This window comes from Rhizobium glycinendophyticum (assembly GCF_006443685.1).
Taxonomy (GTDB): domain Bacteria; phylum Pseudomonadota; class Alphaproteobacteria; order Rhizobiales; family Rhizobiaceae; genus Allorhizobium; species Allorhizobium glycinendophyticum.
The window spans coordinates 338,085-357,735 of record NZ_VFYP01000003.1; the positions used below are offsets into that span (position 1 = coordinate 338,085).

At 62.3% G+C, this 19,651-nt stretch carries 22 protein-coding genes; 12 read left to right on the plus strand and 10 right to left on the minus strand.

What is annotated here, in order from left to right:
• Nucleotides 1–22 precede the first annotated feature (22 nt).
• The 12 genes from FJQ55_RS18715 to pufC all read left to right on the plus strand — a co-directional run bounded on the left by FJQ55_RS18715 (nt 23) and on the right by pufC (nt 11,124).
• Entirely contained in the window at nt 23–892 is an 870-nt protein-coding gene (locus tag FJQ55_RS18715) for a polyprenyl synthetase family protein (protein WP_140830742.1), read from the plus strand.
• Nucleotides 893–897: 5 nt separating this feature from the next.
• Nucleotides 898–2,091: a methyltransferase gene (locus tag FJQ55_RS18720; protein WP_140830744.1), complete on the plus strand. Its 1,194-nt coding sequence runs from the start codon at nt 898–900 to the stop codon at nt 2,089–2,091.
• A gap of 104 nt (nt 2,092–2,195) precedes the next feature.
• Nucleotides 2,196–3,140: a chlorophyll synthesis pathway protein BchC gene (gene bchC / locus FJQ55_RS18725; protein WP_140830746.1), complete on the plus strand. Its 945-nt coding sequence runs from the start codon at nt 2,196–2,198 to the stop codon at nt 3,138–3,140.
• The gene (locus FJQ55_RS18730; RefSeq protein ID WP_140830748.1) at nt 3,137–4,144 is read left to right on the plus strand and encodes a chlorophyllide a reductase iron protein subunit X; all 1,008 of its coding nucleotides are present in this window, start codon (nt 3,137–3,139) and stop codon (nt 4,142–4,144) included. Before bchC ends, FJQ55_RS18730 begins: the two co-directional genes overlap by 4 nt.
• 14 nt (nt 4,145–4,158) lie before the next feature.
• Nucleotides 4,159–5,745, plus strand: a complete 1,587-nt coding sequence (bchY, locus tag FJQ55_RS18735) for a chlorophyllide a reductase subunit Y (protein WP_140830751.1) — start codon at nt 4,159–4,161, stop codon at nt 5,743–5,745.
• On the plus strand, nt 5,739–7,190 hold the full coding sequence (bchZ, locus tag FJQ55_RS18740; protein WP_140830753.1) for a chlorophyllide a reductase subunit Z: 1,452 nt from the start codon (nt 5,739–5,741) through the stop codon (nt 7,188–7,190). Before bchY ends, bchZ begins: the two co-directional genes overlap by 7 nt.
• A gap of 46 nt (nt 7,191–7,236) precedes the next feature.
• Nucleotides 7,237–7,473 (plus strand): hypothetical protein, encoded by a 237-nt coding sequence (locus FJQ55_RS18745; RefSeq protein ID WP_140830755.1) that lies wholly within the window; start codon nt 7,237–7,239, stop codon nt 7,471–7,473.
• 115 nt (nt 7,474–7,588) lie between these two features.
• Nucleotides 7,589–7,810, plus strand: coding sequence for a light-harvesting antenna LH1, beta subunit (gene pufB, locus FJQ55_RS18750; RefSeq protein WP_062280929.1), 222 nt, complete (start codon nt 7,589–7,591; stop codon nt 7,808–7,810).
• 11 nt (nt 7,811–7,821) lie between these two features.
• Nucleotides 7,822–8,019, plus strand: coding sequence for a light-harvesting antenna LH1, alpha subunit (pufA, locus tag FJQ55_RS18755; RefSeq protein WP_062280933.1), 198 nt, complete (start codon nt 7,822–7,824; stop codon nt 8,017–8,019).
• A 99-nt stretch (nt 8,020–8,118) separates the two neighbouring features.
• Nucleotides 8,119–8,964 carry a photosynthetic reaction center subunit L gene (pufL, locus tag FJQ55_RS18760; RefSeq protein ID WP_062280936.1) on the plus strand — a complete coding sequence of 282 codons (846 nt, stop codon included), beginning with the start codon at nt 8,119–8,121 and terminating at the stop codon, nt 8,962–8,964.
• A 16-nt stretch (nt 8,965–8,980) separates the two neighbouring features.
• On the plus strand, nt 8,981–9,940 hold the full coding sequence (gene pufM, locus FJQ55_RS18765; RefSeq protein WP_208758230.1) for a photosynthetic reaction center subunit M: 960 nt from the start codon (nt 8,981–8,983) through the stop codon (nt 9,938–9,940).
• A gap of 11 nt (nt 9,941–9,951) precedes the next feature.
• Nucleotides 9,952–11,124 (plus strand): photosynthetic reaction center cytochrome PufC, encoded by a 1,173-nt coding sequence (gene pufC / locus FJQ55_RS18770; protein WP_140830760.1) that lies wholly within the window; start codon nt 9,952–9,954, stop codon nt 11,122–11,124.
• Nucleotides 11,125–11,394: 270 nt separating this feature from the next.
• Here the strand turns inward: pufC and idi are convergent, their stop codons facing one another.
• From idi to bchM, 10 genes are read right to left on the minus strand one after another with little or no spacing between them, the layout of a single operon-like run.
• Nucleotides 11,395–11,925 (minus strand): isopentenyl-diphosphate delta-isomerase, encoded by a 531-nt coding sequence (gene idi / locus FJQ55_RS18775; protein ID WP_140830762.1) that lies wholly within the window; start codon nt 11,923–11,925, stop codon nt 11,395–11,397.
• Between the two features lie 52 nt (nt 11,926–11,977).
• A complete protein-coding gene (gene hemA / locus FJQ55_RS18780; RefSeq protein WP_140830764.1) occupies nt 11,978–13,195 on the minus strand; it encodes a 5-aminolevulinate synthase in 1,218 nt (405 codons plus the stop codon).
• Nucleotides 13,195–14,091, minus strand: coding sequence for a putative photosynthetic complex assembly protein PuhE (gene puhE, locus FJQ55_RS18785; RefSeq protein ID WP_140830766.1), 897 nt, complete (start codon nt 14,089–14,091; stop codon nt 13,195–13,197). Before puhE ends, hemA begins: the two co-directional genes overlap by 1 nt.
• A gap of 9 nt (nt 14,092–14,100) precedes the next feature.
• A complete protein-coding gene (gene acsF, locus FJQ55_RS18790) occupies nt 14,101–15,150 on the minus strand; it encodes a magnesium-protoporphyrin IX monomethyl ester (oxidative) cyclase (protein WP_140830935.1) in 1,050 nt (349 codons plus the stop codon).
• A gap of 56 nt (nt 15,151–15,206) precedes the next feature.
• Nucleotides 15,207–15,512 (minus strand): hypothetical protein, encoded by a 306-nt coding sequence (locus tag FJQ55_RS18795; protein WP_140830768.1) that lies wholly within the window; start codon nt 15,510–15,512, stop codon nt 15,207–15,209.
• Nucleotides 15,509–16,003 (minus strand): photosynthetic complex assembly protein PuhC, encoded by a 495-nt coding sequence (gene puhC / locus FJQ55_RS18800; RefSeq protein ID WP_140830770.1) that lies wholly within the window; start codon nt 16,001–16,003, stop codon nt 15,509–15,511. The genes FJQ55_RS18795 and puhC overlap by 4 nt, the downstream gene beginning before the upstream one ends.
• Nucleotides 16,004–16,012: 9 nt before the next feature.
• Nucleotides 16,013–16,681 (minus strand): photosynthetic complex putative assembly protein PuhB, encoded by a 669-nt coding sequence (gene puhB, locus FJQ55_RS18805; RefSeq protein WP_140830773.1) that lies wholly within the window; start codon nt 16,679–16,681, stop codon nt 16,013–16,015.
• A complete protein-coding gene (gene puhA / locus FJQ55_RS18810) occupies nt 16,678–17,457 on the minus strand; it encodes a photosynthetic reaction center subunit H (RefSeq protein ID WP_140830775.1) in 780 nt (259 codons plus the stop codon). The genes puhB and puhA overlap by 4 nt, the downstream gene beginning before the upstream one ends.
• A 35-nt stretch (nt 17,458–17,492) precedes the next feature.
• Entirely contained in the window at nt 17,493–18,884 is a 1,392-nt protein-coding gene (locus FJQ55_RS18815) for a BCD family MFS transporter (protein WP_140830938.1), read from the minus strand.
• A gap of 47 nt (nt 18,885–18,931) precedes the next feature.
• Nucleotides 18,932–19,645: a magnesium protoporphyrin IX methyltransferase gene (gene bchM, locus FJQ55_RS18820; protein ID WP_140830778.1), complete on the minus strand. Its 714-nt coding sequence runs from the start codon at nt 19,643–19,645 to the stop codon at nt 18,932–18,934.
• Between the last annotated feature and the right edge of the window lie 6 nt (nt 19,646–19,651).

A 19,651-nucleotide genomic window follows, 5' to 3' on the forward strand; every position in this document is an offset into this window, starting at 1 on the left:
GCAGGCCCGGAAGGTGACCCTCATGGATTTTCCTGATCGCATTGAAAGTGGAATGCAGCGAGCCCTGAGGTTTGCAACCGCCAACGGCTGCCCTCCCATTCTCGCCAAGGCGTTACGCCACGCCGTCTTTCCCGGGGGTGCCAGGATCAGGCCTCGCCTTTGCCTTGCCGTTGCCGCCGCCTGTGGCGACGGAGAGCCCAGCGTCGCCGATGCCGCGGCAACCGCGATCGAATTGCTTCACTGTGCCTCTCTGGTGCACGACGACATGCCCTGCTTCGACAACGCGATGATGAGACGCGGCCGAGCTAGCGTTCACGCCGAGTTCGGCGAGCAGATCGCGCTCCTGGCGGGCGACGGCCTAATCGTCACCGCGTTCGAGACGATCGCGCGCGAGACGCTGCAACGTCCGGATCTAACCGGACCGATCATCGCCACCATCGCCAAATCCGTCGGCGCGCCTTACGGCCTCGTCGCCGGCCAGGCCTGGGAGAGCGAACCGGAAATCAACATTGCCATCTATCATCGTGCCAAGACCGCATCGCTGTTCAGTGGCGCTGTCTCGACCGGCGCCATCGCCTCGGGCGGCAACCCGCTCGACTGGCTGGGCCTTGCAGATGCACTGGGTGCCGCCTACCAGGTTGCCGACGATCTTTACGATGCGGTTGGGCAGGACGACGGCGTCGGCAAGCCCGCAGGCCAGGACGGTCGCAACGCCAAGCCCAATATTGTCGCGACACTGGGCCTTGATGCCGCCCTGCAGCGGCTAAAGAACCTCGTTGGCGAAGCCGTCGATTGCGTGCCGGACTGCCCGGGCGCGGAAGCCTTCCGCACGATGATCCGGCAGGAAGCGACGCGGCTGATGCCCAAGACCCTGGCAACCAGCGCGGCCTGACGGCAATGGCCACGCAAGCGGAGCCGGGCGGCGCCGATACGAGTGCAAACTGGCGCGCCGACGGCGATAGCGATGGCAAGGCCCCACAACAGACGGTCGGCATGCGTTGGCGCCTCTGGCGCAACCGTCAGATTGCGTCGCCTCGCTTTCGCGGCCTGATGGCGCGTTTGCCACTGACGCGCTGGATCGCAAAGCGCAAGGCAAACCAGCTCTTCCGGTTGACGGCAGGGTTTGTCTACTCCCAGATTCTCCATGTCTGCGTGCAGTTGCGCGTTTTCGAACGGCTGGAAAACCAGATACTCTCCACCGAGCAGCTAGCAGCTTTTTGCCAGTTGAAAGTGAGCCGCATGCGGCTTCTGCTCGACCAGGCGGCCTGGCTGGGCCTCGTCATACAGCCAAAGCCCGACATCTGGATGCTCGATGACGCAGGCGCCGTTATCGCCTCCGACGCCGGCCTGCGCGCCATGATCCGCCATCACGACGTGCTGTACCGCGATCTGACCGACCCAGTCGCCCTTTGGCGCGCTGAGACATCAGAGACGGAGCTGCGGCAATACTGGGCTTATGTGCGCGGAGACGCACTGAGTGCAGTGACGCCCGAACAGGCGGCCCCCTATTCCCTTTTGATGCGCGAGAGCCAGGCGATGTTTGCCGATTGCGTCCTCGCATCCTACAATTTCGGCAGCCACGCTTCGCTGCTGGACGTCGGAGGCGGCGATGGCGCCTTTCTGTCAGCTGTCGGACGAAAGCACCCCAAGTTGCAACTTGCCCTCTTCGATCTGCCGGCCGTCACAGAGCGAGCAGGAAAGCATCTGACCGAAGCCGGCCTGGCGACCCGCAGCAGCATTTACGCCGGCGACTTCTCGACAGACGTGCTGCCTGGATCGGCCGACTGCGTCACGCTCCTGCGTATCCTGTGCGACCATGACGACGACAGGGTCACCACCATTCTCTCCAATTTGCACCGACATCTCGCACCGAACACGCGCCTCGTTGTGGCGGAAGCCATGGCCGGTCCTTCCGAGGGAGCACGCCTGGCATCAGGCTATTTCGGTGTCTACTTCCTCGCCATGGGATCGGGGCGCTGCCGATCCGCAGAAGAAATCATGTCGCTCCTGACCACCGCTGGCTTCAGGGAAACCCGGGTTGGGACCACGACTAATCCTCTGATTGCGACCTTGGTCACCGCCAGCCGGTAGCAGCGCCTTGTGTCTAAGTGTAAATTTTAATTGACACTATAAATCGTAAAACTAAGATGACATGTGGAGGCAGGGGAGTCTCCGTGTCCGGGGAGGGCACATCAATGCAGACATCAGCCATCGTCTTCGAACAGCCCGGTGCACTCGCGCTGAAGCGGCTGTCGTTGCGTGCGCCTTCGCCGGCTGACGTGGTGGTTGAGTCGATGTTCAGCGGGATTTCGACCGGCACCGAGAAGATGCTGTTTCAGGGCACCATGCCCAACTTCCCCGGCATGCGTTACCCCCTGGTTCCGGGCTATGAGACGGTTGCAAGGGTTGTCGAAGCAGGCAGTGCCTCGGGCCGCGTGGTAGGTGACGCAGTCTTCGTACCGGGGGCCAGCTGTTTCGAAGAAGCGGCGGGCCTGTTTGGGGCCAATGCATCTCGGCTTGTCGTACCGGGCGCGCGCACCATTAAGCTTGACTTCGACAACGCGGAAGAAGGGGCTCTGCTGGCGCTTGCCGCAACCGCCCATCATGCTGTTCGCCGCGCCATCCAGCCGGCGTCCCTGGTCATCGGTCACGGTGTTCTCGGCCGCCTCATCGCCCGCATCATACTCGCAATCGGCAATCCGCCGCCGACGGTCTGGGAAACCGCAAACCAGCGCAGACAGGATGGTGACGGCTACGCGGTTGTTGATCCGTCTGCGGAAGGGGCAACCATGCCACCCATGGGTGCCGTCATCGACGCAAGTGGAAATGTCTCAGTCATCGACCGCGCCATATCCATGCTGCAAAAACGCGGGGAGTTGATCCTTGCCGGTTTCTATCCCGGTCGCGTCAGCTTTGATTTTGCGCCCGCTTTCATGCGCGAGGCGACGCTTGCAATCGCTGCGGAATTCAGCGCGCAAGACGTGGAAGCCGTGCTCGCCCTCATCGCCGCAGGCGCCCTGTCACTCGACGGCCTCATTACGCATCACGCCGCCCCTACAGATGCCGAGTCTGCCTACCGCACCGCGTTTGAAGACCCCGACTGCCTGAAAATGATCATAGACTGGAGGAACGCCGCATGAGCCTGGACCTTGCCCCCGACGGCCTGGAACGACTGCAGGAAAACCTGCGCGACGAAGCCGCCATCGAGCCCGATGCGCCGGCAACCGGCGAAGTCACCAAGGAAACGCAGATCATCGCGATCTACGGCAAGGGCGGCATCGGTAAGAGTTTCACGCTCGCCAATCTCTCCTACATGCTGGCGCAGCTCGGTAAAAAAGTGCTGCTCATCGGCTGCGATCCGAAGAGCGACACGACCTCCCTGCTCTTCGGCGGTCGCGCCTGCCCGACCATCATCCAGACCGCCTCGCGGCGCAAGGAAGCCGGCCAGGAAGTCTCCATCTCCGACGTCTGCTTCAAGCGTGACGGTGTCTTCGCCATGGAACTCGGCGGACCCGAAGTCGGCCGCGGCTGCGGCGGGCGCGGCATCATCCACGGCTTCGAGACACTCGAAAAGCTCGGCTTTCACGACTGGGACTTCGATTTCATCCTGCTCGACTTCCTCGGCGACGTGGTCTGCGGCGGCTTCGGCCTGCCGATTGCCCGTGACATGTGCCAGAAGGTCGTCGTCGTCGGTTCGAACGATCTGCAGTCGCTCTACGTGGCCAACAATGTTTGTTCTGCGGTGAAATACTTCCGCAATCTCGGCGGCAATGTCGGCGTCGCCGGCCTCGTCATAAACAAGGACGACGGCACGGGCGAGGCCCAGGCCTTCGCCGAAGCGGTTGGCATCCCCGTCCTGGCCTCGATCCCGCAGGACGACGATATCAGGCGCAAGAGTGCCAATTATCAGATCATCGGCACACATGACTCGCACTGGGGTCCGCTCTTCGAGGCGCTGTCGATCAATCTCGCCGAAGCCCCGCCGATCCTTCCCAAGCCGCTGGACCAGGACGGACTGCTCGGCCTCTTCGATGCCAGTGAGACAGGTGCCGACTACAAGCTTCAGCCGGCCACGCCGGAAGACATGTGTGCGGCCGGCGCTCTCAATAGGCCGTCGCTCGAAGTCGTCTACGACAACGTGTGAGATCGGAACGCCCCATGGATGACCTTCGCAAGGAATTTGAGCCGGACCAGACCAGCGAGATCAATCTCGCCGCAGCAGATCAGGCTATTCTTGCCGAAGCGGTAACGGATACCCCAACAAGCGGCATCGGCTGTCACGGCGGCACCGAACTCTCCAAGGCTGCGGCCCGTGCTGCGGGTCAAGGCGAATTGATGGACCGTTTCGAGGCCGATTATCCCAAAGGCCCGCACGACCAGCCGCAATCCATGTGCCCGGCCTTCGGCTCTCTGCGCGTCGGTCTTCGCATGCGCCGCGTCGGCACCATCCTCTCCGGTTCAGCCTGCTGCGTCTATGGACTCACCTTCACTTCGCATTTCTACGGCGCGAAGCGGTCTGTCGGCTACGTCCCCTTCAACTCCGAGACGCTGGTGACGGGAAAGCTCTACGAGGACATCGTCGAGGCCGTTCACCTGATGGCGGATCCGGACAAGTTCGACGCCTTGATCGTCACCAATCTTTGTGTGCCGACGGCCTCTGGAGTACCGCTTCGCATGTTGCCGCGCGAGATCGATGGCGTGCGCATCGTCGGCATTGATGTGCCAGGCTTCGGCATCCCAACCCATGCAGAGGCGAAGGATGTGCTTTCGGGCGCCATGCTCGCCTATGCGCGCCAGGAAGTGGCGAGCGGCCCGGTCCAGCGGCCGCGCGGCGGCCTCAAGGACAAGCCGACTGTAACCCTAGTCGGCGAAGTGTTCCCGGCGGACCCGGTAGTGATCGGCGGCATGCTCGAACCCATGGGGCTGGCCGTCGGTCCCACGGTTCCGGTTCGCGAATGGCGCGACCTCTATGCCGCTCTCGACTGCGCCGTGGTCGCTGCAATTCATCCCTTCTATACCGCAAGCGTCCGTGAGTTTTCCGCCGCAGGTCGTCCGATCGTCGGGTCAGCTCCGGTCGGGCTGGAGGGCAGCGATGCCTGGCTGAGTGCCATTGGCAACAGCTGCGGTGTTTCCCAGGCCCGCATCGACATCAGCCGCAACGCCATGCGTGGTGCCATTTCAGCCGCCCTTGCGCACAACCGCATCAACGGCCGTATTACGCTCTCGGGTTACGAAGGCTCTGAACTGCTGGTTGCCCGCCTGCTTGTCGAACTCGGCGCTGACCTCCGTTACGTCGGCACCGCCTGTCCGAAGACGCCCTACAATGCGGCCGACGCCGAATGGCTGGAAGCGCGTGGCGTGCAGTTGCGCTTCCGCGCGTCGCTCGAACAGGACCTTGCCGCCTTCGCCGAATACCGGCCCGACCTCGCCATCGGTACGACCCCTGTCGTGCAGAAGGCAAAGGAGGCTGCCACGCCGGCGCTCTATTTCACCAACCTGATCTCTGCGCGCCCGCTGATGGGACCCGCCGGCGTCGCTTCGCTGCCATCAGTCATCAATGCCGCCATTGCCAACAAGGATCGCTTCCTCGCCATGAACGCCTTCTTCGACGGCGTGGGGAAGGGCGACACGGCCGGCATCTGGGAAGAGACGCCTAAGGACCGAAGCGGCTACCGCAAGAAGTTTGCGGCCAAGGTCAAGCAGTCCCGCAACGCCGTCGACAATGGGGAGAGTGTCGGATGCTGATCCTCGACCACGACAGGGCCGGCGGTTATTGGGGCAGCGTTTATGCCTTCACCGCGATCAAGGGCCTGCAGGTGATCATCGACGGCCCGGTGGGCTGCGAAAACCTGCCCGTGACCTCTGTGCTGCACTATACAGACGCTCTTCCGCCGCATGAATTGCCGATCGTCGTCTCCGGCTTGTCGGAAGACGAACTCGGCCAACACGGCACCGAAGGCGCGATGAAACGGGCCCGCCTCGCCCTCGACCCGGACCTCCCGGCGGTCGTCGTAACGGGTTCGATCGCGGAAATGATCGGTGGCGGCGTCACGCCCGAAGGTTCGAATATCGTGCGCTTTCTGCCGCGTACCATCGACGAGGACCAGTGGCAGAGCGCTGACCGCGCGATGAAATGGCTCTGGTCCGAATTCGGACCCAAGGGTGGCAAGGTCCCGGCTCCGCGCCGTCGGCCGGAAGGCGCAAAACCCCGCGTCAACATCATCGGCCCGATCTACGGCACCTACAACATGCCATCCGACCTCGCCGAAATCCGGCGCCTCGTCGAAGGCATCGGCGCCGAGATCAACATGGTCTTCCCGCTCGGCAGCCATCTTGAAGACGTTCGCAAACTGGCCGATGCCGACGCCAATATTTGCCTCTACAGGGAATTCGGCCGCCTGCTCTGCGAGGCGCTTGACCGCCCTTACCTGCAAGCGCCGATCGGCATCCACTCGACAACGGCATTCCTGCGGCAGCTCGGCGAGATGCTCGGCCTCGACCCGGAGCCGTTCATCGTCAGAGAAAAACACACCACGCTCAAGCCGCTCTGGGATCTTTGGCGCTCAGTCACCCAGGATTTCTTCGCCACCGCAAGCTTCGCGATCGTTGCCAACGAGACCTATGTGCGTGGCATCCGTAACTTCCTCGAAGAGGAAATGGGGCTTCCCTGCACGTTCGCTGTCCCACGCAAGCCGGGTACGAAGACCGACAATATTGAGGTCTCGGAACTGACCGCGAGCAAGACACCCATGATCATGTTCGGCTCATTCAACGAGCGCATGTACATGGCCGAGTGCAACGCCCGCGGCAAATTCGTTCAGCTTTCCTACCCAGGCGCCATCGTACGCCGACATACCGGAACGCCAGTCATGGGCTATTCGGGCGCCGCCTGGCTGATCCAGGAAGTCTGCAACGCGCTGTTCGACATCCTCTTCGAAATCCTGCCCCGCGCCGGTGAATTGGACGCAATCGAGCCGACGACGGCCCGCCAGCGCGTCTCCATCGCCTGGAACGCGGATGCTCAGGCCTCGCTCGAGACCTGTCTCAACAACGAACCGATCCTAGTCCGGATTTCGGCTGCGAAGCGCCTGCGCGATGCCGCCGAACGGGAGGCCCGTAGCGCGCAAGCGCCTGAAGTCACTCGCCAGCATGTCGAAACGGCAGCCCGCCTCGCGGGAGCACGCGCATGACCAGCGAGCGAGAAGTCCCGAAGTGGGGAAACCTGGAGGTGAAGGCATGATCACTGCAACGCAACACGAACCGGACGCGCGCCGCAATCAGGCAGACCGCCAATCGGAGCGGGTCAACCTGCGCCGTCTCTATCTGCTGATGTATCCGCTCTGCCTGGTGGCGGCGGTCGCAGCCAGACTGACCGACCATTCCGGAACTGCTGCTGAAAAGCCGGTCCAGTCCATTTTCGCCGAAGCCCGTTCTTCGGCCTATGCCGCTGCCGGTTACGCCTTTCAGGCGTGACCTTCCCTTTGCCGGTGTTCTCGACACCGACAAAACCCCGGCAGTGCTGCAAGGCGGTTCGGCCGGAACCCTGCCGCGGGGGCGCCGCGGTGTTCGAGACTAGGAGGTGAATTTGATGGCTGAAACATCAAATGTTTCACTTTCGGGTCTGACCGAAAGCGAAGCGCGCGAGGTCCATGGATTCTTCATCCAAGGCTTCATGATATTCACGGCGATTGCCATCGTCGCGCATATCTTGGTCTGGATGTGGCGTCCCTGGATTCCGGGCCCCGAAGGTTACAGCTCTCTTGAGGGCATCAACCAGACGGCTCTCTCGCTTCTGTCGATGATGGCTTAGGAGGACGCGATATGTGGAGAATCTGGCTTATGTTCGATCCGCGCAAAGCGCTGGTCGCACTGTCTGTATTCCTGTTTACGCTGGCGATCCTAATCCATTTCATCCTGCTGAGCACGGAGCGCTTCAACTGGCTGGAGGGCAAACCCCTCAAGACCAGTGCGCTGGAGCACTCCCTCTCTGAAGGCGTGGATCTCAAGCTCATCGGCTGAAGAACCAAGACGGCAGCGGGCGGCACCTCGGTCTCGCCCGCCGCCAAACGGCATGACCCGACAACGCCGCCTGGCTGATCACCTCTGGAGGAAACGAACATGGCGCTGCTGAGTTTTGAACGCAAATATCGCGTACGAGGCGGAACGCTGCTCGGAGGCGATCTCTTCGATTTCTGGGTAGGTCCTTTCTACGTCGGCTTCTTCGGCGTAACGACGGCATTCTTTGCGACACTGGGCACCGCTCTCATCATCTACGGCGCGGCCATCGGCCCGACCTGGAACATCTGGCAAATCTCGATCGCCCCGCCCGATCTCTCTTACGGGCTAGCCTTGGCACCGCTGAAGGAGGGTGGCCTCTGGCAGATCATCACCGTCTGCGCGCTGGGTGCCTTCATCTCCTGGGCGCTGCGCGAGGTGGAAATCTGCCGCAAGCTCGGCATCGGCTATCACGTGCCCTTCGCCTTCTCCTTCGCCATTCTCGCCTACGCCACCCTTGTCGTCTTCAGGCCGCTGTTGCTCGGCGCCTGGGGCAACGGCTTCCCCTATGGCATCTTCAGCCATCTGGATTGGGTGTCGAACGTCGGGTACCAGTATCTGCACTTTCATTACAATCCAGCCCACATGCTCGCGGTGACCTTCTTCTTCACCACGACTTTCGCGCTCTCGCTTCACGGCGGCCTAATCCTGTCGGCCGCCAATCCGGGCAGTTCGCTCACCGAACCGGGCAAGCAGGGCGAAGTGAAGACGCCTGAATATGAAGACACGTTTTTCCGCGACATCATCGGCTACTCGATCGGCACGCTCGGCATTCACCGCCTGGGCCTGATCCTGGCGCTGAACGCCGGCTTCTGGAGCGCCGTCTGCATCATCATCAGCGGCCCCTTCTGGAACCAGGGATGGCCGCGCTGGTGGAACTGGTGGCTTGAGCTGCCAATCTGGAACTGAGGGGGACCGGATCATGTTGCTGCAATATCAAAACATCATAACGCCAGTGCAGGTGAGCGGCCCCCTCGAAGAGGGCATGCCGCTTCCGAGAGGCGACAGCCCACGCGTTGGCACACCATTCCACGTCAAGCTGTTCGGCATGATCGGCAATGCACAGATCGGTCCGATCTACCTGGGCTATCTCGGCACGCTCTCATTGGTGTTCGGCTTCATTGCCTTCGAGATCATTGGTCTGAACATGTTCGCCTCGGTTGGCTGGGATCCGATCCAGTTCGTGCGACAGCTCTTCTGGCTGGGCCTCGAGCCTCCACCGGCGAAATATGGCCTGAAGATCCTGCCGCCGCTTGCCGAAGGGGGCTGGTGGCTGATCGCCGGCTTCTTCCTGACCACGTCGGTCCTGTTGTGGTGGGTCCGTGTCTATCGCCGCGCCCGGCAACTGGAGCTCGGCATGCATGTCGCATGGGCCTTTGCCGCCGCGATCTGGCTCTTCCTGGTGCTCGGTTTCATCCGACCGCTCCTGATGGGTAACTTTTCGGAAGCGGTGCCCTTCGGCATCTTCCCGCACCTCGATTGGACCGCCGCATTCTCGATCCGCTACGGCAACCTCTATTACAATCCCTTCCACTGCCTCTCGATCGTCTTCCTCTATGGCTCGGTGCTGCTCTTTGCGATGCATGGCGCAACCATCCTGGCAGTTGGTAAATATGGCGGTGAGCGCGAGCTGGAACAGATCACCGATCGCGGCACTGCATCGGAACGGGCAGCCCTCTTCTGGCGCTGGACCATGGGCTTCAACGCCACGATGGAATCCGTCCACCGCTGGGCCTGGTGGTTCGCCATCCTGACCCCGATCACCGGCGGCATCGGCATCCTGCTCACCGGCACGGTCGTCGACAACTGGTATCTCTGGGGCATCAACCACGGGATCGTGTCCCCGCTGCCGGGTTACCCCGGCGTCGTCGACCCGGCGCTTTGAGGAGAACGACCATGAAACTCTGGATTCCCTTCGCCGTCTCCGCCGGCACGTTGCTGACGATTGCAAGTTTCGTCGGAGCAGGCTGGGATGCGCCCCCGGTCGAAACCACGCAAACCGGTTTTCGCGGCACCGGCATGTACATCCATCGGGATGTCGAGAAGCAGGAGGCGTTGAAGGTCGCCAATGTCGTGCCGCCAGCCCCCTGGCAGGCGGATCCGAGCGGTGACAAGGCGCGCGATCTCTATGAGAACGTCCAGGTCCTCGGCGATCTCTCTGACGACCAGTTCAACCAGTTCATGGCCTCGATCACCGAATGGGTGGCCCCGGAAGCCGGCTGCAACTACTGCCACAACCCCGAGAATCTGGCGTCCGACGAACTCTACCAGAAGGTCGTTGCTCGACGGATGATCCAGATGACCCAGGCAATCAATGTCGACTGGAAGGCGCATGTCGGCGCCACCGGTGCCACCTGCTACACCTGCCATCGCGGCCAGGGCATTCCGACCAATTACTGGTACGAGGACAAGGAGCCGAAGCCGGCCGGCAACATGACGCAAAACCGCCAGGGCCAGAACGTTGTTGCCAAGTTCGGCGGCGGCTCGTCGCTGCCGCAGAATGTGCTGAAGGACTATCTGCTCGACACAAAGCCTATTCGGGTGCATTCGACGACAGCACTGCCGACCGGCACCAACACGGCGACCACGAAGGAGACGGAAGCCACCTGGTCGCTGATGATGCACATGTCGGAATCGCTCGGCGTCAACTGCACCACCTGCCACAACTCCCGCGCCTTCAACGACTGGGACCAGAGCCCGCCGCAGCGCGTGACGGCATGGCACGGCATCCGTATGGTCCGCGATATAAATGCGAACTACGTCCAGGGACTCACACCCGTTTTCCCCGACCACCGCAAGGGGCCGGAAGGCGACGTCTTCAAGGTCGGATGCGCCACCTGCCATGCAGGCGTACAGAAGCCGCTCTACGGGGTCTCCATGCTGCAGGACTACGTCGATGCGCTTGCCAAAAAGGGCCCGACAGCAGTCCCGGACTATACCACCTATCAGCCGGGCACGACGCAGAAGATGGCGCCGGCCGAGCAAAGCAGCGCAATCCTGCCAAAGCCGGCAACGGCTCAGACTGCCGAAGCCGTCCTGCCGACGGCACCGGCAACCAGCGACAACTGACGGCCTCCCAAGGCAGGCCGCAATGGGAAGGGGAGCTTTCGGGCTCCCCTTTTCTGTTGCGCCAGGAAGACGCGTATGTCGCGCACCACCGGCCCTACCGCGCTGGGGATGTCTCGTTGAGATTTTAGATGAATGATGGCTTGTGGAGGAGATCCAGGAATGGCGTAGGAATAAGCCACGATTACCGGGAACAGCACTTTGCAACGCATCTTCCCACCCGGAACAGATCGAGGCGGAAGGGAGGTGCACGACTGCAGGAGAAGGATTGGCTTAAAGCTGATCGAATCCCAGATCCGGAAAGCGTTCCAGGTAGATGCGGAACCAGGGCGTGAAAGAGAAGGGTGTTTCGCGCATCTCCCGCTGCAGCTCATCTGCGCCGATCCAGCGCACTGCCTCGACCTCATCTTCATCCGGAAGGATCGCAAGCTGGCTGCGGTCTGCTTGAGCGCTGAACAGCGTCACACGCTCGTTCTCGTGCAGACCACCGCCGACATCGGCTGAGTAATCCACGGTCTGGTGGCGGGTGAGCGGAAGGGAGAAACCGAGCTCTTCCTCCAGTCGGCGTGCGGCACAGGCCTCGATCGTCTCGTCCCAGTGCGGATGGGTGCAGCAGGTATTCGCCCACAAGCCGCCGCAATGATACTTGGCCTGAGCACGCTTCTGGATGAGCAACTTGTCGCCGTCGAAGACGAAGACGGACACGGCAAGATGCTGAAGACCCTCGACATGGGCCTTCATCTTCTCGACCGGGTAAAGCGACCCATCGGCCGCGATCGCCGGAATGACAATGCTCTCTGGCATCATTGCTCCGCTCTGCTCATTCGCCCCAGAGGCGATAAGCCCTTTGCCCGTCTCAGGCAACTGCCCGCGCCAGCGCGCATTTCGACCAAAGCGAACAGAGGGCCTCGGCCAGGTGAGTGATGTCGGCGTCATTGTGCAGCGGCGTCGGCGTGATACGCAGGCGTTCCTTGCCCACCGGCACCGTCGGATAGTTGATCGGCTGGACATAGATGCCGAAGTCGTCGAGCAGCACGTCGGAGATCCATTTGCACTTGGAGGCATTGCCGACCATCACCGGAACGATATGGCTCGGATTGCGCATATGCGGGATGCCCCGGGCATCGAGCGCGGCGCGCACCTTGGCGACAGCCGCCTGGTGCCGTGCACGCTCGAACTGGCTTTCCTTGAGATGGCGGATCGACGTAGTTGCCGCAGCCGCCAGTGCCGGCGGAATGGCGGTGGTAAAGATGAAGCCCGAAGCGAACGAGCGGACGAAGTCGATGAGCACGGCCGGTCCGGTGATATAGCCCCCCATGACGCCGAAAGCCTTGCCGAGGGTCCCTTCGATCACGGTCAGACGATCCATCAGGCCCTCGCGCTCGGCAACGCCGCCCCCGCGCGGACCATACATGCCGACCGCATGGACCTCATCGAGATAGGTGAGCGCACCGAATTCGTCGGCTACGTCGCATATCTCGCGGATCGGCGAAATGTCGCCATCCATCGAATAGACGCTTTCGAACGCGACGAGCTTGGGTGCCGCCGGATCATCGGCGGCCATCAGTTCCCGGAGATGTTTCGGATCATTGTGGCGGAACTGCCGCTTGATGCAACGCGAGTGGCGGATGCCTTCGATCATGGAGGCATGGTTCAGCGAATCCGAATAGCAGATGATACCCGGGATCTTCGACAGGAGCGTGCCGAGCGCCGCCCAGTTCGACACATAGCCGGAGGTGAAGATCAGGGCGCCTTCCTTGCCATGAAGGTCGGCGAGTTCGTTCTCCAGGAGCACGTGGTAATGGTTCGTGCCCGAGATGTTGCGGGTCCCGCCGGCCCCTGCCCCACACTTGCGGATGACCTCGGTCATCCGGTCCATGACCTTCTCGTTCTGCCCCATGCCGAGATAATCATTGGAGCACCAGACCGTCACTTCGCGGACCGTCTTGTCCTCATTGTAGAAGGTTGCCTTGGGGAAGGCCGAGCAGTGACGCTCAAGCTCTGCGAATACGCGGTAATTGCCGGCCGTGCGGAGATCGGCAAGCGCTGACTCCATGTGCTGCAGAACGTCCATCAGTCTTTCCTCTTCCCGATCTGGTCTTTTCCAAGTGCGCTCCAGGAGGCAACGGGCGGTACCGCCGGGCGGACTCCCTGGAGATGTGATCCGCCATCCAGGGGATGTCCTGCGGCAAGCGGCGCCCCCGGCCGCGCCATCGCCCAGCGCCACAGCGTGGTATCCGAGACGGGCAGCACGAGGATGAGATGTTCGATGATGGCAAGCGCCATGAATGTCGCGAGCAGCGTGTGGCCGACGACCGAATGTTCCTGGGTGGCGCGATTGGCGCCGACCACCAGAATGATGAAAAGACCGGCAGCGACGGCAAGCAGCAGCGGAAAAATCGGCGTGAGCCGGTCTGTCCGGAAATAGCTTTTCAGATGCGCAATTCCCTTCGGCATCAGCTCGCTCACCGCATGCGGCGCTCCGAGGAAGATCAACAGCTTGGCCGAGATCCGCATACCCCAGAGCAGGCCGAAAGCGGCAAGACCGAACCGGTTCGGATTGCCCGAAAGCGTGAACCACAACACCACGGCGGTGATGAGAATGGCGATCTCGTGATCGCTCACGGCCTGCCAGGCGGCCTTGAAGCGGGCCGGGCCGCTCAAGCCCGGCGGGCAATCACCGCTGCGCGGGCCAGTCAGTCGCCCGGTCAGAAAAGCGGCCTCGTGCCAGGCCCAGACGAGCAGTGCCCCGAAGAAGCCGGCATAGGAACCGAGCGGCGTCTGTTCCCGCGCGCCGAAGAGCATCAGTAGGAAACCGCCTGCGCCGACGACGGTCATGACCGGCATCAGGGACAGGATGCGCCATTCCTTCGGCTCGGGTCGACTGACCATGGCCAACACCAGCCCCGTTGACACCCACCAGACGGTGATGGCGATAGCGACGACGGCGAGCGGGTGCGAGAAGCTCATGGATTCCCCTCACCAGACCGGTTGCAGCCGAGAGGTTGCCGGAATGGCATTCGACTTCGTCGGAACCAGATACATTCGGATGAAATTGACGGCAGCCGCTGCCGACCAGAAGCCCTTGGCGATCTTGCCCGACAACCCAACCTTGGCATCCGCCGCAATGGCCTTGCGATTGATCCGCTCCATGCGGCGGAAACCTTCATGCAAGGCCGGATTGTCGAGATCGAGCACCAGCGGGAAGCACTGGCGCGAGATCTCGCTGGTCAGCCGGAAGACCTTCATGTCGTAGTCGTCGATGTCGACGCCGAGCCCCTTGTGGAACGCCGGGCGCATGTGGTCGCGCACATACATCGTCGCAAAGACGGCGAGCAGGAAAAACTTGATCCAATACTTGTTCATGCCCTCCATCAACCGCTTATCCGAGCGGATGATCAGCGAGAAGGCCTCGCCATGCGAGAACTCGTCATTGCACCACTGGCGGAACCACTTGAAAATCGGATGGAAGCGTTGCTCGGGATGCTTTTCGAGGTGGCGGAAGATGGTGATGTAGCGGGCATAGCCGATCTTCTCGGAGAGATAGGTGGCGTAGTAAATGAACTTCGGCTTGAAGAAGGTGTACTTCTTCGCCTTGGCGAGAAAGCCCATGTTCACGCCGATGCCGAAATCTTTCAGCGCATCATTGATAAAGCCGGCATGGCGGGATTCGTCGCGGCTCATATAGCCGAAGAGTTCGCAGATCTCCTGGTTCTTGCCCCGGCGCTTCATCTCCTTGTAGAGGACGCAGCCCGAGAATTCGGAGGTGAGCGACGAGACGAGGAAGTCGATGAACTCCTCGCGCAGGTCGTCCGGCAGGGCATCGATGTCGATATCGTCCCAGTCTTCGTTGCGCTTGAAGTGGCCGCGGTTCGGATCGCTCTTCATCTGGGCGATCAGGACATCCCATTCGGCCCGAACCGGCTCGACATTGATCTTGTCCATCTCGTCGAAATCGGTGGTGTAGAAACGCGGTGTCAGCATGGTGGAGACGAGCGCGCTGCGGGTCGTGTCGTTGACGCCGGCCATGCGCTCCTCAACGGTCGGCTCGTGGTCGGCAAGATCAACAGGGGAAACATGATTGTTCATGACAGTGCCCTCTCGGTGAAGCTGAATTCGCACAATTCCATCATGTCGAGATCGCCGGTGGCGCGGATCCAGGCGCGTTCGAGAAAGCCCGCCCGCGTAATGGTCGCCTTGCGGCGAAAGTTTTGGCTGGAACCATAGGGGATCTGGACCGGCGCACCGTGCACGAGCACCTCGTCACCCGGATGCACCACGATGCCATTGTCGAACCTCAAATGCGCCCCCAGCGCCTCGAAGGTGTTGTTGATCTCGACGGTACAATCGACCGTCTCCTTGTGGCGCATCAGCGCGAAGACCGGGTTCATGGCAGTTTTCCTCCCTGCTCGCCCAGAAGGGCTTCGAATGCGGCCACGTTGTCGCGGCCGAAGGCTGCGAGATAGATGCGTTCTCCCGTACCGGTGTCGGACAGGCTGACGGGTCCCACCTCCCATTTGATCAGGCGGTAGGGCGCATCGAAGGGAACCTTGGCGACTTGGCGCATGCGCTCGAAGGCGCGCAGCGACCCGCGCACGAAGCCACCGGTCTCAGGGCCGTAGCTTGCAATTTCGACGCTCGTTGCGGCGTCTTGAACGACGACACGATCATCCGCAGTCCGCAGGATCACCAGATCACGCACAGCGACTGGCTCGCCAAGCTGCTGCTTGACGAGGCCAAGACCCGTGGTCTGGCCGACGACGACGGCAGTCGCTGTAAAGCCGAGAAGCCCGAGCAATCCGACGAGAAGCGCCGTCGGAAGGCGGTTCGGGGCGCGACCTTTGCGGTTCGAGAGATAGCCGAGGCTGGACGCCGATCCCATGGTTCCCTCCTATTCCGCTGCAACGGCAGCAGGTGCCGATGGCATGGATGGAGCAACGGAGATGCGAGGCTGGTTGGCATGCGAGGCGCGAAACTGCACGAAGGCGGTCGACAAGACGGTTGCGGCCTTCTCGACATCGGGCAGATAGACAAGGCTCGGCTCCGGCCGCGAAAAACGCCAGCCGCGAACATGCGGCCACTGGATCAGCCAGGACAGCCGCGTTTCCGGCGAAACGGCAATCGCGATCATGCCGCCCTTGCCGCCAAGTTTGGCGGTCGACACGGCTGTGATCTGCCGAAAAGGAAGGTTCAGCGTCATCGATAGTGCGACGCCGAAGCGCATGACGACGCGCTCGGTGGTGATGGTGTAAAGCGTGGTCTTCTCGACAGCCCAGGCGAAGAGCTCGATCATGCCGATCAGAACGGCGGCGAGCGCCGCGAGGATCGCGACGGAGAAAAGCATCCCGCCGATCTCGCGCCCGTCATGCAGACCGGACACCACGGCCCAAACCGCCAGCGCCGCAAAATAGCCACCGATCCAGCGAACCTTCAACAGATGCCGGCTGAGCAGCTTCGCACTCGGACGCCCCTGCCAGAGGATGATCTCGCCAGCCGGCGGCAGGCCGGGAAGGCCCGGCACCGGCTCGATCTCATGTTCCCGCGTGACGAACTGGCTCACAGCAGCGGCTCCTGACGGCTCTTGTCCGCATAGAGCAGGCCCGCACCGAAATAGGCGGCGATCTTGTCTTCTTCCAGAAGCGTGACGAGTTCGAGGCGCGCGGTCGCCGGCACATCGGCGAACTGGGCGGCAGAGATGGCGTGAACATAGAGATAGCGACTATTGCCACGACCCGTGCGGTAGACGACGAAGTTGTTGGGTACCAGCACCGTGCGGGCGCCCTCGCCGAGGCTCACTTCGTAATAGCGGATGAGGTGCTCGGAACGATCGACCCAGACATCCTTGACGGTGCCGGCCGTCTTGCCGTCGAAACCCTGAACCGGCAGCCCCCGCGGATCGACCTGCCCGTCCACGATCGAAAAGCCTTCGGCGACGCGGAGCGGCACGATCCGGGCATCGCCATGCGCCGTCATGTCAGGCTTGTCGGCGCGCTCGGCCCAGGAACCGGGGCCGATGCCGGCGAGAAGCGGATTGCCGACCGGCTCGCTCGGATATCCCGGCGCCGGCGCCACCCGGCGGGAAGGGAAGCTGCGCGCGTCTCGCTTGAAATCCGGAACCTGTTTCAGCCCCTGCCCGTGCGGCAGCACAAAGGTCTTCTTCGGCGGAATGAAAAGCCAGGGGCTCTTATTGTAGCGGCCGGAAACATCTTCTTCGAGCGGATATCCCTCCCGCCGGTCTTCCTGGCGCAGATACCAGATGAGGCCCGCGAAAAAGATCCAGAAGGCATAGAGCACCACCTGTGCGACGTCCAAATTGCTTGTAAGCGATCCGGTCATGGTTGACCCTCCAGTTTTAGGTTTCCTGCCGGCAATCAGCCGGGCAGTTCCGCCAATCCAAAACGCATGTCGTGATTTTCGTCCCGCCCGTACCGATGCCTCGTGAGCGGTCCGACGATCGCAAGGCAAAGGAACAGAAGAACGATTTCAGAAAGATAGACGATGACGTATCCCGAGGCGGGGGTCATCATGGTCCCGCCCAGCGAGCCGTTGAGGGCGAGCGCATTGACCGTGTTCTTGACCAGACCGCCCGCCAGCAGACTTGCCCCGATGGCTGTCGCCTGAACGGCACCCCAGGCACCGACCACCAGACCGCTGTCCGATTTCTCCGAGACGCCCATCGCCGCCAGCATGGTGCCGACGGCAAACAAACCGCCACCGAGCCCGATCCCCGCCGCTCCCGTATAGAAAAGCCCGGTCAGGCCGAGCGGCGAGGCGAAGATCACGCAGGAAAAAGCCGCGATTCCGACCAGGATTCCACGCGCGGCCACCCGGAAGACAGGCGCGCCGTGCTGCAGGCTGTGCGCCGCCCAGGCAAAGCCTGCCATGGTGCCGGCGGCCCAGATCCCGGTCAGCCGGGTCGTCTCGCCGACCGTCAGCCCCAGAATTTCCCCGCCGTAAGGCTCGAGCAGAATATCCTGCATGGAGAAAGCGGCAGACCCGATCGCGACCGCGATCAAGAGGCGCAAAACACCAGGATCGCTGCGATACTCGTCCAGAGCGTCGAAGAAGCTCACCAGATCGCGATCGGGCGCACTGCGGGCCGTATCGCGCGCTTCCTGCTTCCAGATGGCAACGAGATTGATGATCATGGTCAAAAGGGCGGTGCCCTGAATGACCTGAATCAGCAGCTTGGGGCTGAAATCGACGAGGAAGTAGCTGTAGAAGGTCGACGCGCCGATCATGCCCAGAAGCAGCATGAAATAGAGGAGCGCGACGACACGCGGCCGTTTTTCCTGCGTCACGAGATCGCTCGCGAGCGCAAGGCCCGCCGTTTGCGCCATATGCATGCCGAAGCCGGTCAGGATGAAGGCAAGACCGACGCCGGCCGCGCCCGCCCATTCGGGACCAACGGTTTGCGACTGCAGGACCAGCAGCGCGAAGGGCATGATGGCGAGCCCGCCGAACTGCAACAGGGAACCGAGCCAGATATACGGTACGCGCCGCCAACCGAGCACGGACTTGTAGGTATCGGAGCGATAGCCGAAGAACAGCCGCAGCGGCGCGACCAGCACCGGAATGGCAACGACGGCAGACACCAGCGCCACGGAGACGCCGAGTTCGACGATCAGCACGCGGTTGAGCGTGCCGGTCAGAAGCACCATGACAAACCCGGCCGAGACCTGGAACAGCGACAGCCGCAGCAGGCGCGACAGGGGCATCTCCACCGAGGCAGCATCGGCGAACGGCATGTAGCGCGTGCCCATCTTCTGCCAGAAGCCGATCAACTTGCGATTGGCGGTGGAGAGCGTGTTCACCGGATTACCTCCATGGCCTGGGAGGTATAGAAGCCGACGCCGACTTTATGGCTCCGGCCGCTCGTCCAACCCGCAAAGCCGGGATTGTGCAGCATCTCCGACACCAGCCGATCCGGCTGCACCGGATAGATGGCCGGCGCCCGATTGCCGCGCGGAAAGATCTTGCCCGTGGCCAGCATCGCCCGCAGCAGGCGGGATCCGGGAGCGAGCGTGAAGATAATGCTGCGCGATGTCCGCTCCGCCAGGCGGTGCAGAACGCGCACCGCATCGGCTGGCCGGTAATGGATCAGGACATCCATGGCGACGACCGCATCGAAATGGCCATGGCGCGGATCGAGCATGTCGCCGCTATGGAAGGTGACGGAGCCGCGGCCGCCTGGGCCGAATGTGGAGAGATCCAGCGCCCGCTGCCGAGCATGGGCGATCATCTGGGCGGAGAGGTCGACGCCGACCACCTCGGCGCCGCGCTCGACGAGTTCAAAGGATAGAACACCCGATCCGCAGCCGGCATCGAGAATGCGCCACCCGGTGAGATCCTGCGGCAGCCAGTTCACCAGCGTCCGGCGCATCTCTTCACGCCCCTTGCGCACGGTGGCCCGTATACCGCTCACCGGCTGGTCGCCGGTCAGCCGCTTCCAGGCATCAAGCGCCGTGCGATCGAAGTAGTGTTCGATCTCGCCGGTTCTGCGGATGTAATCGGCCTGGCTCATGATCCG

Coding starts and splice junctions, on each gene's coding strand:
- FJQ55_RS18715 (WP_140830742.1), top strand. CDS start 23: ATGGATTTTCCTGATCGCATTGAAAGTGGAATGCAGCGAGCCCTGAGG.
- bchZ (WP_140830753.1), top strand. CDS start 5,739: ATGCTGATCCTCGACCACGACAGGGCCGGCGGTTATTGGGGCAGCGTT.
- hemA (WP_140830764.1), bottom strand. CDS start 13,195: ATGGACGTTCTGCAGCACATGGAGTCAGCGCTTGCCGATCTCCGCACG.
- puhC (WP_140830770.1), bottom strand. CDS start 16,003: ATGGGATCGGCGTCCAGCCTCGGCTATCTCTCGAACCGCAAAGGTCGC.
- pufL (WP_062280936.1), top strand. CDS start 8,119: ATGGCGCTGCTGAGTTTTGAACGCAAATATCGCGTACGAGGCGGAACG.
- bchC (WP_140830746.1), top strand. CDS start 2,196: ATGCAGACATCAGCCATCGTCTTCGAACAGCCCGGTGCACTCGCGCTG.
- bchM (WP_140830778.1), bottom strand. CDS start 19,645: ATGAGCCAGGCCGATTACATCCGCAGAACCGGCGAGATCGAACACTAC.
- FJQ55_RS18815 (WP_140830938.1), bottom strand. CDS start 18,884: ATGGGCACGCGCTACATGCCGTTCGCCGATGCTGCCTCGGTGGAGATG.
- FJQ55_RS18795 (WP_140830768.1), bottom strand. CDS start 15,512: ATGAACCCGGTCTTCGCGCTGATGCGCCACAAGGAGACGGTCGATTGT.
- idi (WP_140830762.1), bottom strand. CDS start 11,925: ATGCCAGAGAGCATTGTCATTCCGGCGATCGCGGCCGATGGGTCGCTT.
- FJQ55_RS18720 (WP_140830744.1), top strand. CDS start 898: ATGGCCACGCAAGCGGAGCCGGGCGGCGCCGATACGAGTGCAAACTGG.
- pufB (WP_062280929.1), top strand. CDS start 7,589: ATGGCTGAAACATCAAATGTTTCACTTTCGGGTCTGACCGAAAGCGAA.
- acsF (WP_140830935.1), bottom strand. CDS start 15,150: ATGGCCGGCGTCAACGACACGACCCGCAGCGCGCTCGTCTCCACCATG.
- FJQ55_RS18745 (WP_140830755.1), top strand. CDS start 7,237: ATGATCACTGCAACGCAACACGAACCGGACGCGCGCCGCAATCAGGCA.
- bchY (WP_140830751.1), top strand. CDS start 4,159: ATGGATGACCTTCGCAAGGAATTTGAGCCGGACCAGACCAGCGAGATC.
- pufC (WP_140830760.1), top strand. CDS start 9,952: ATGAAACTCTGGATTCCCTTCGCCGTCTCCGCCGGCACGTTGCTGACG.
- pufA (WP_062280933.1), top strand. CDS start 7,822: ATGTGGAGAATCTGGCTTATGTTCGATCCGCGCAAAGCGCTGGTCGCA.
- FJQ55_RS18730 (WP_140830748.1), top strand. CDS start 3,137: ATGAGCCTGGACCTTGCCCCCGACGGCCTGGAACGACTGCAGGAAAAC.
- puhE (WP_140830766.1), bottom strand. CDS start 14,091: ATGAGCTTCTCGCACCCGCTCGCCGTCGTCGCTATCGCCATCACCGTC.
- puhA (WP_140830775.1), bottom strand. CDS start 17,457: ATGACCGGATCGCTTACAAGCAATTTGGACGTCGCACAGGTGGTGCTC.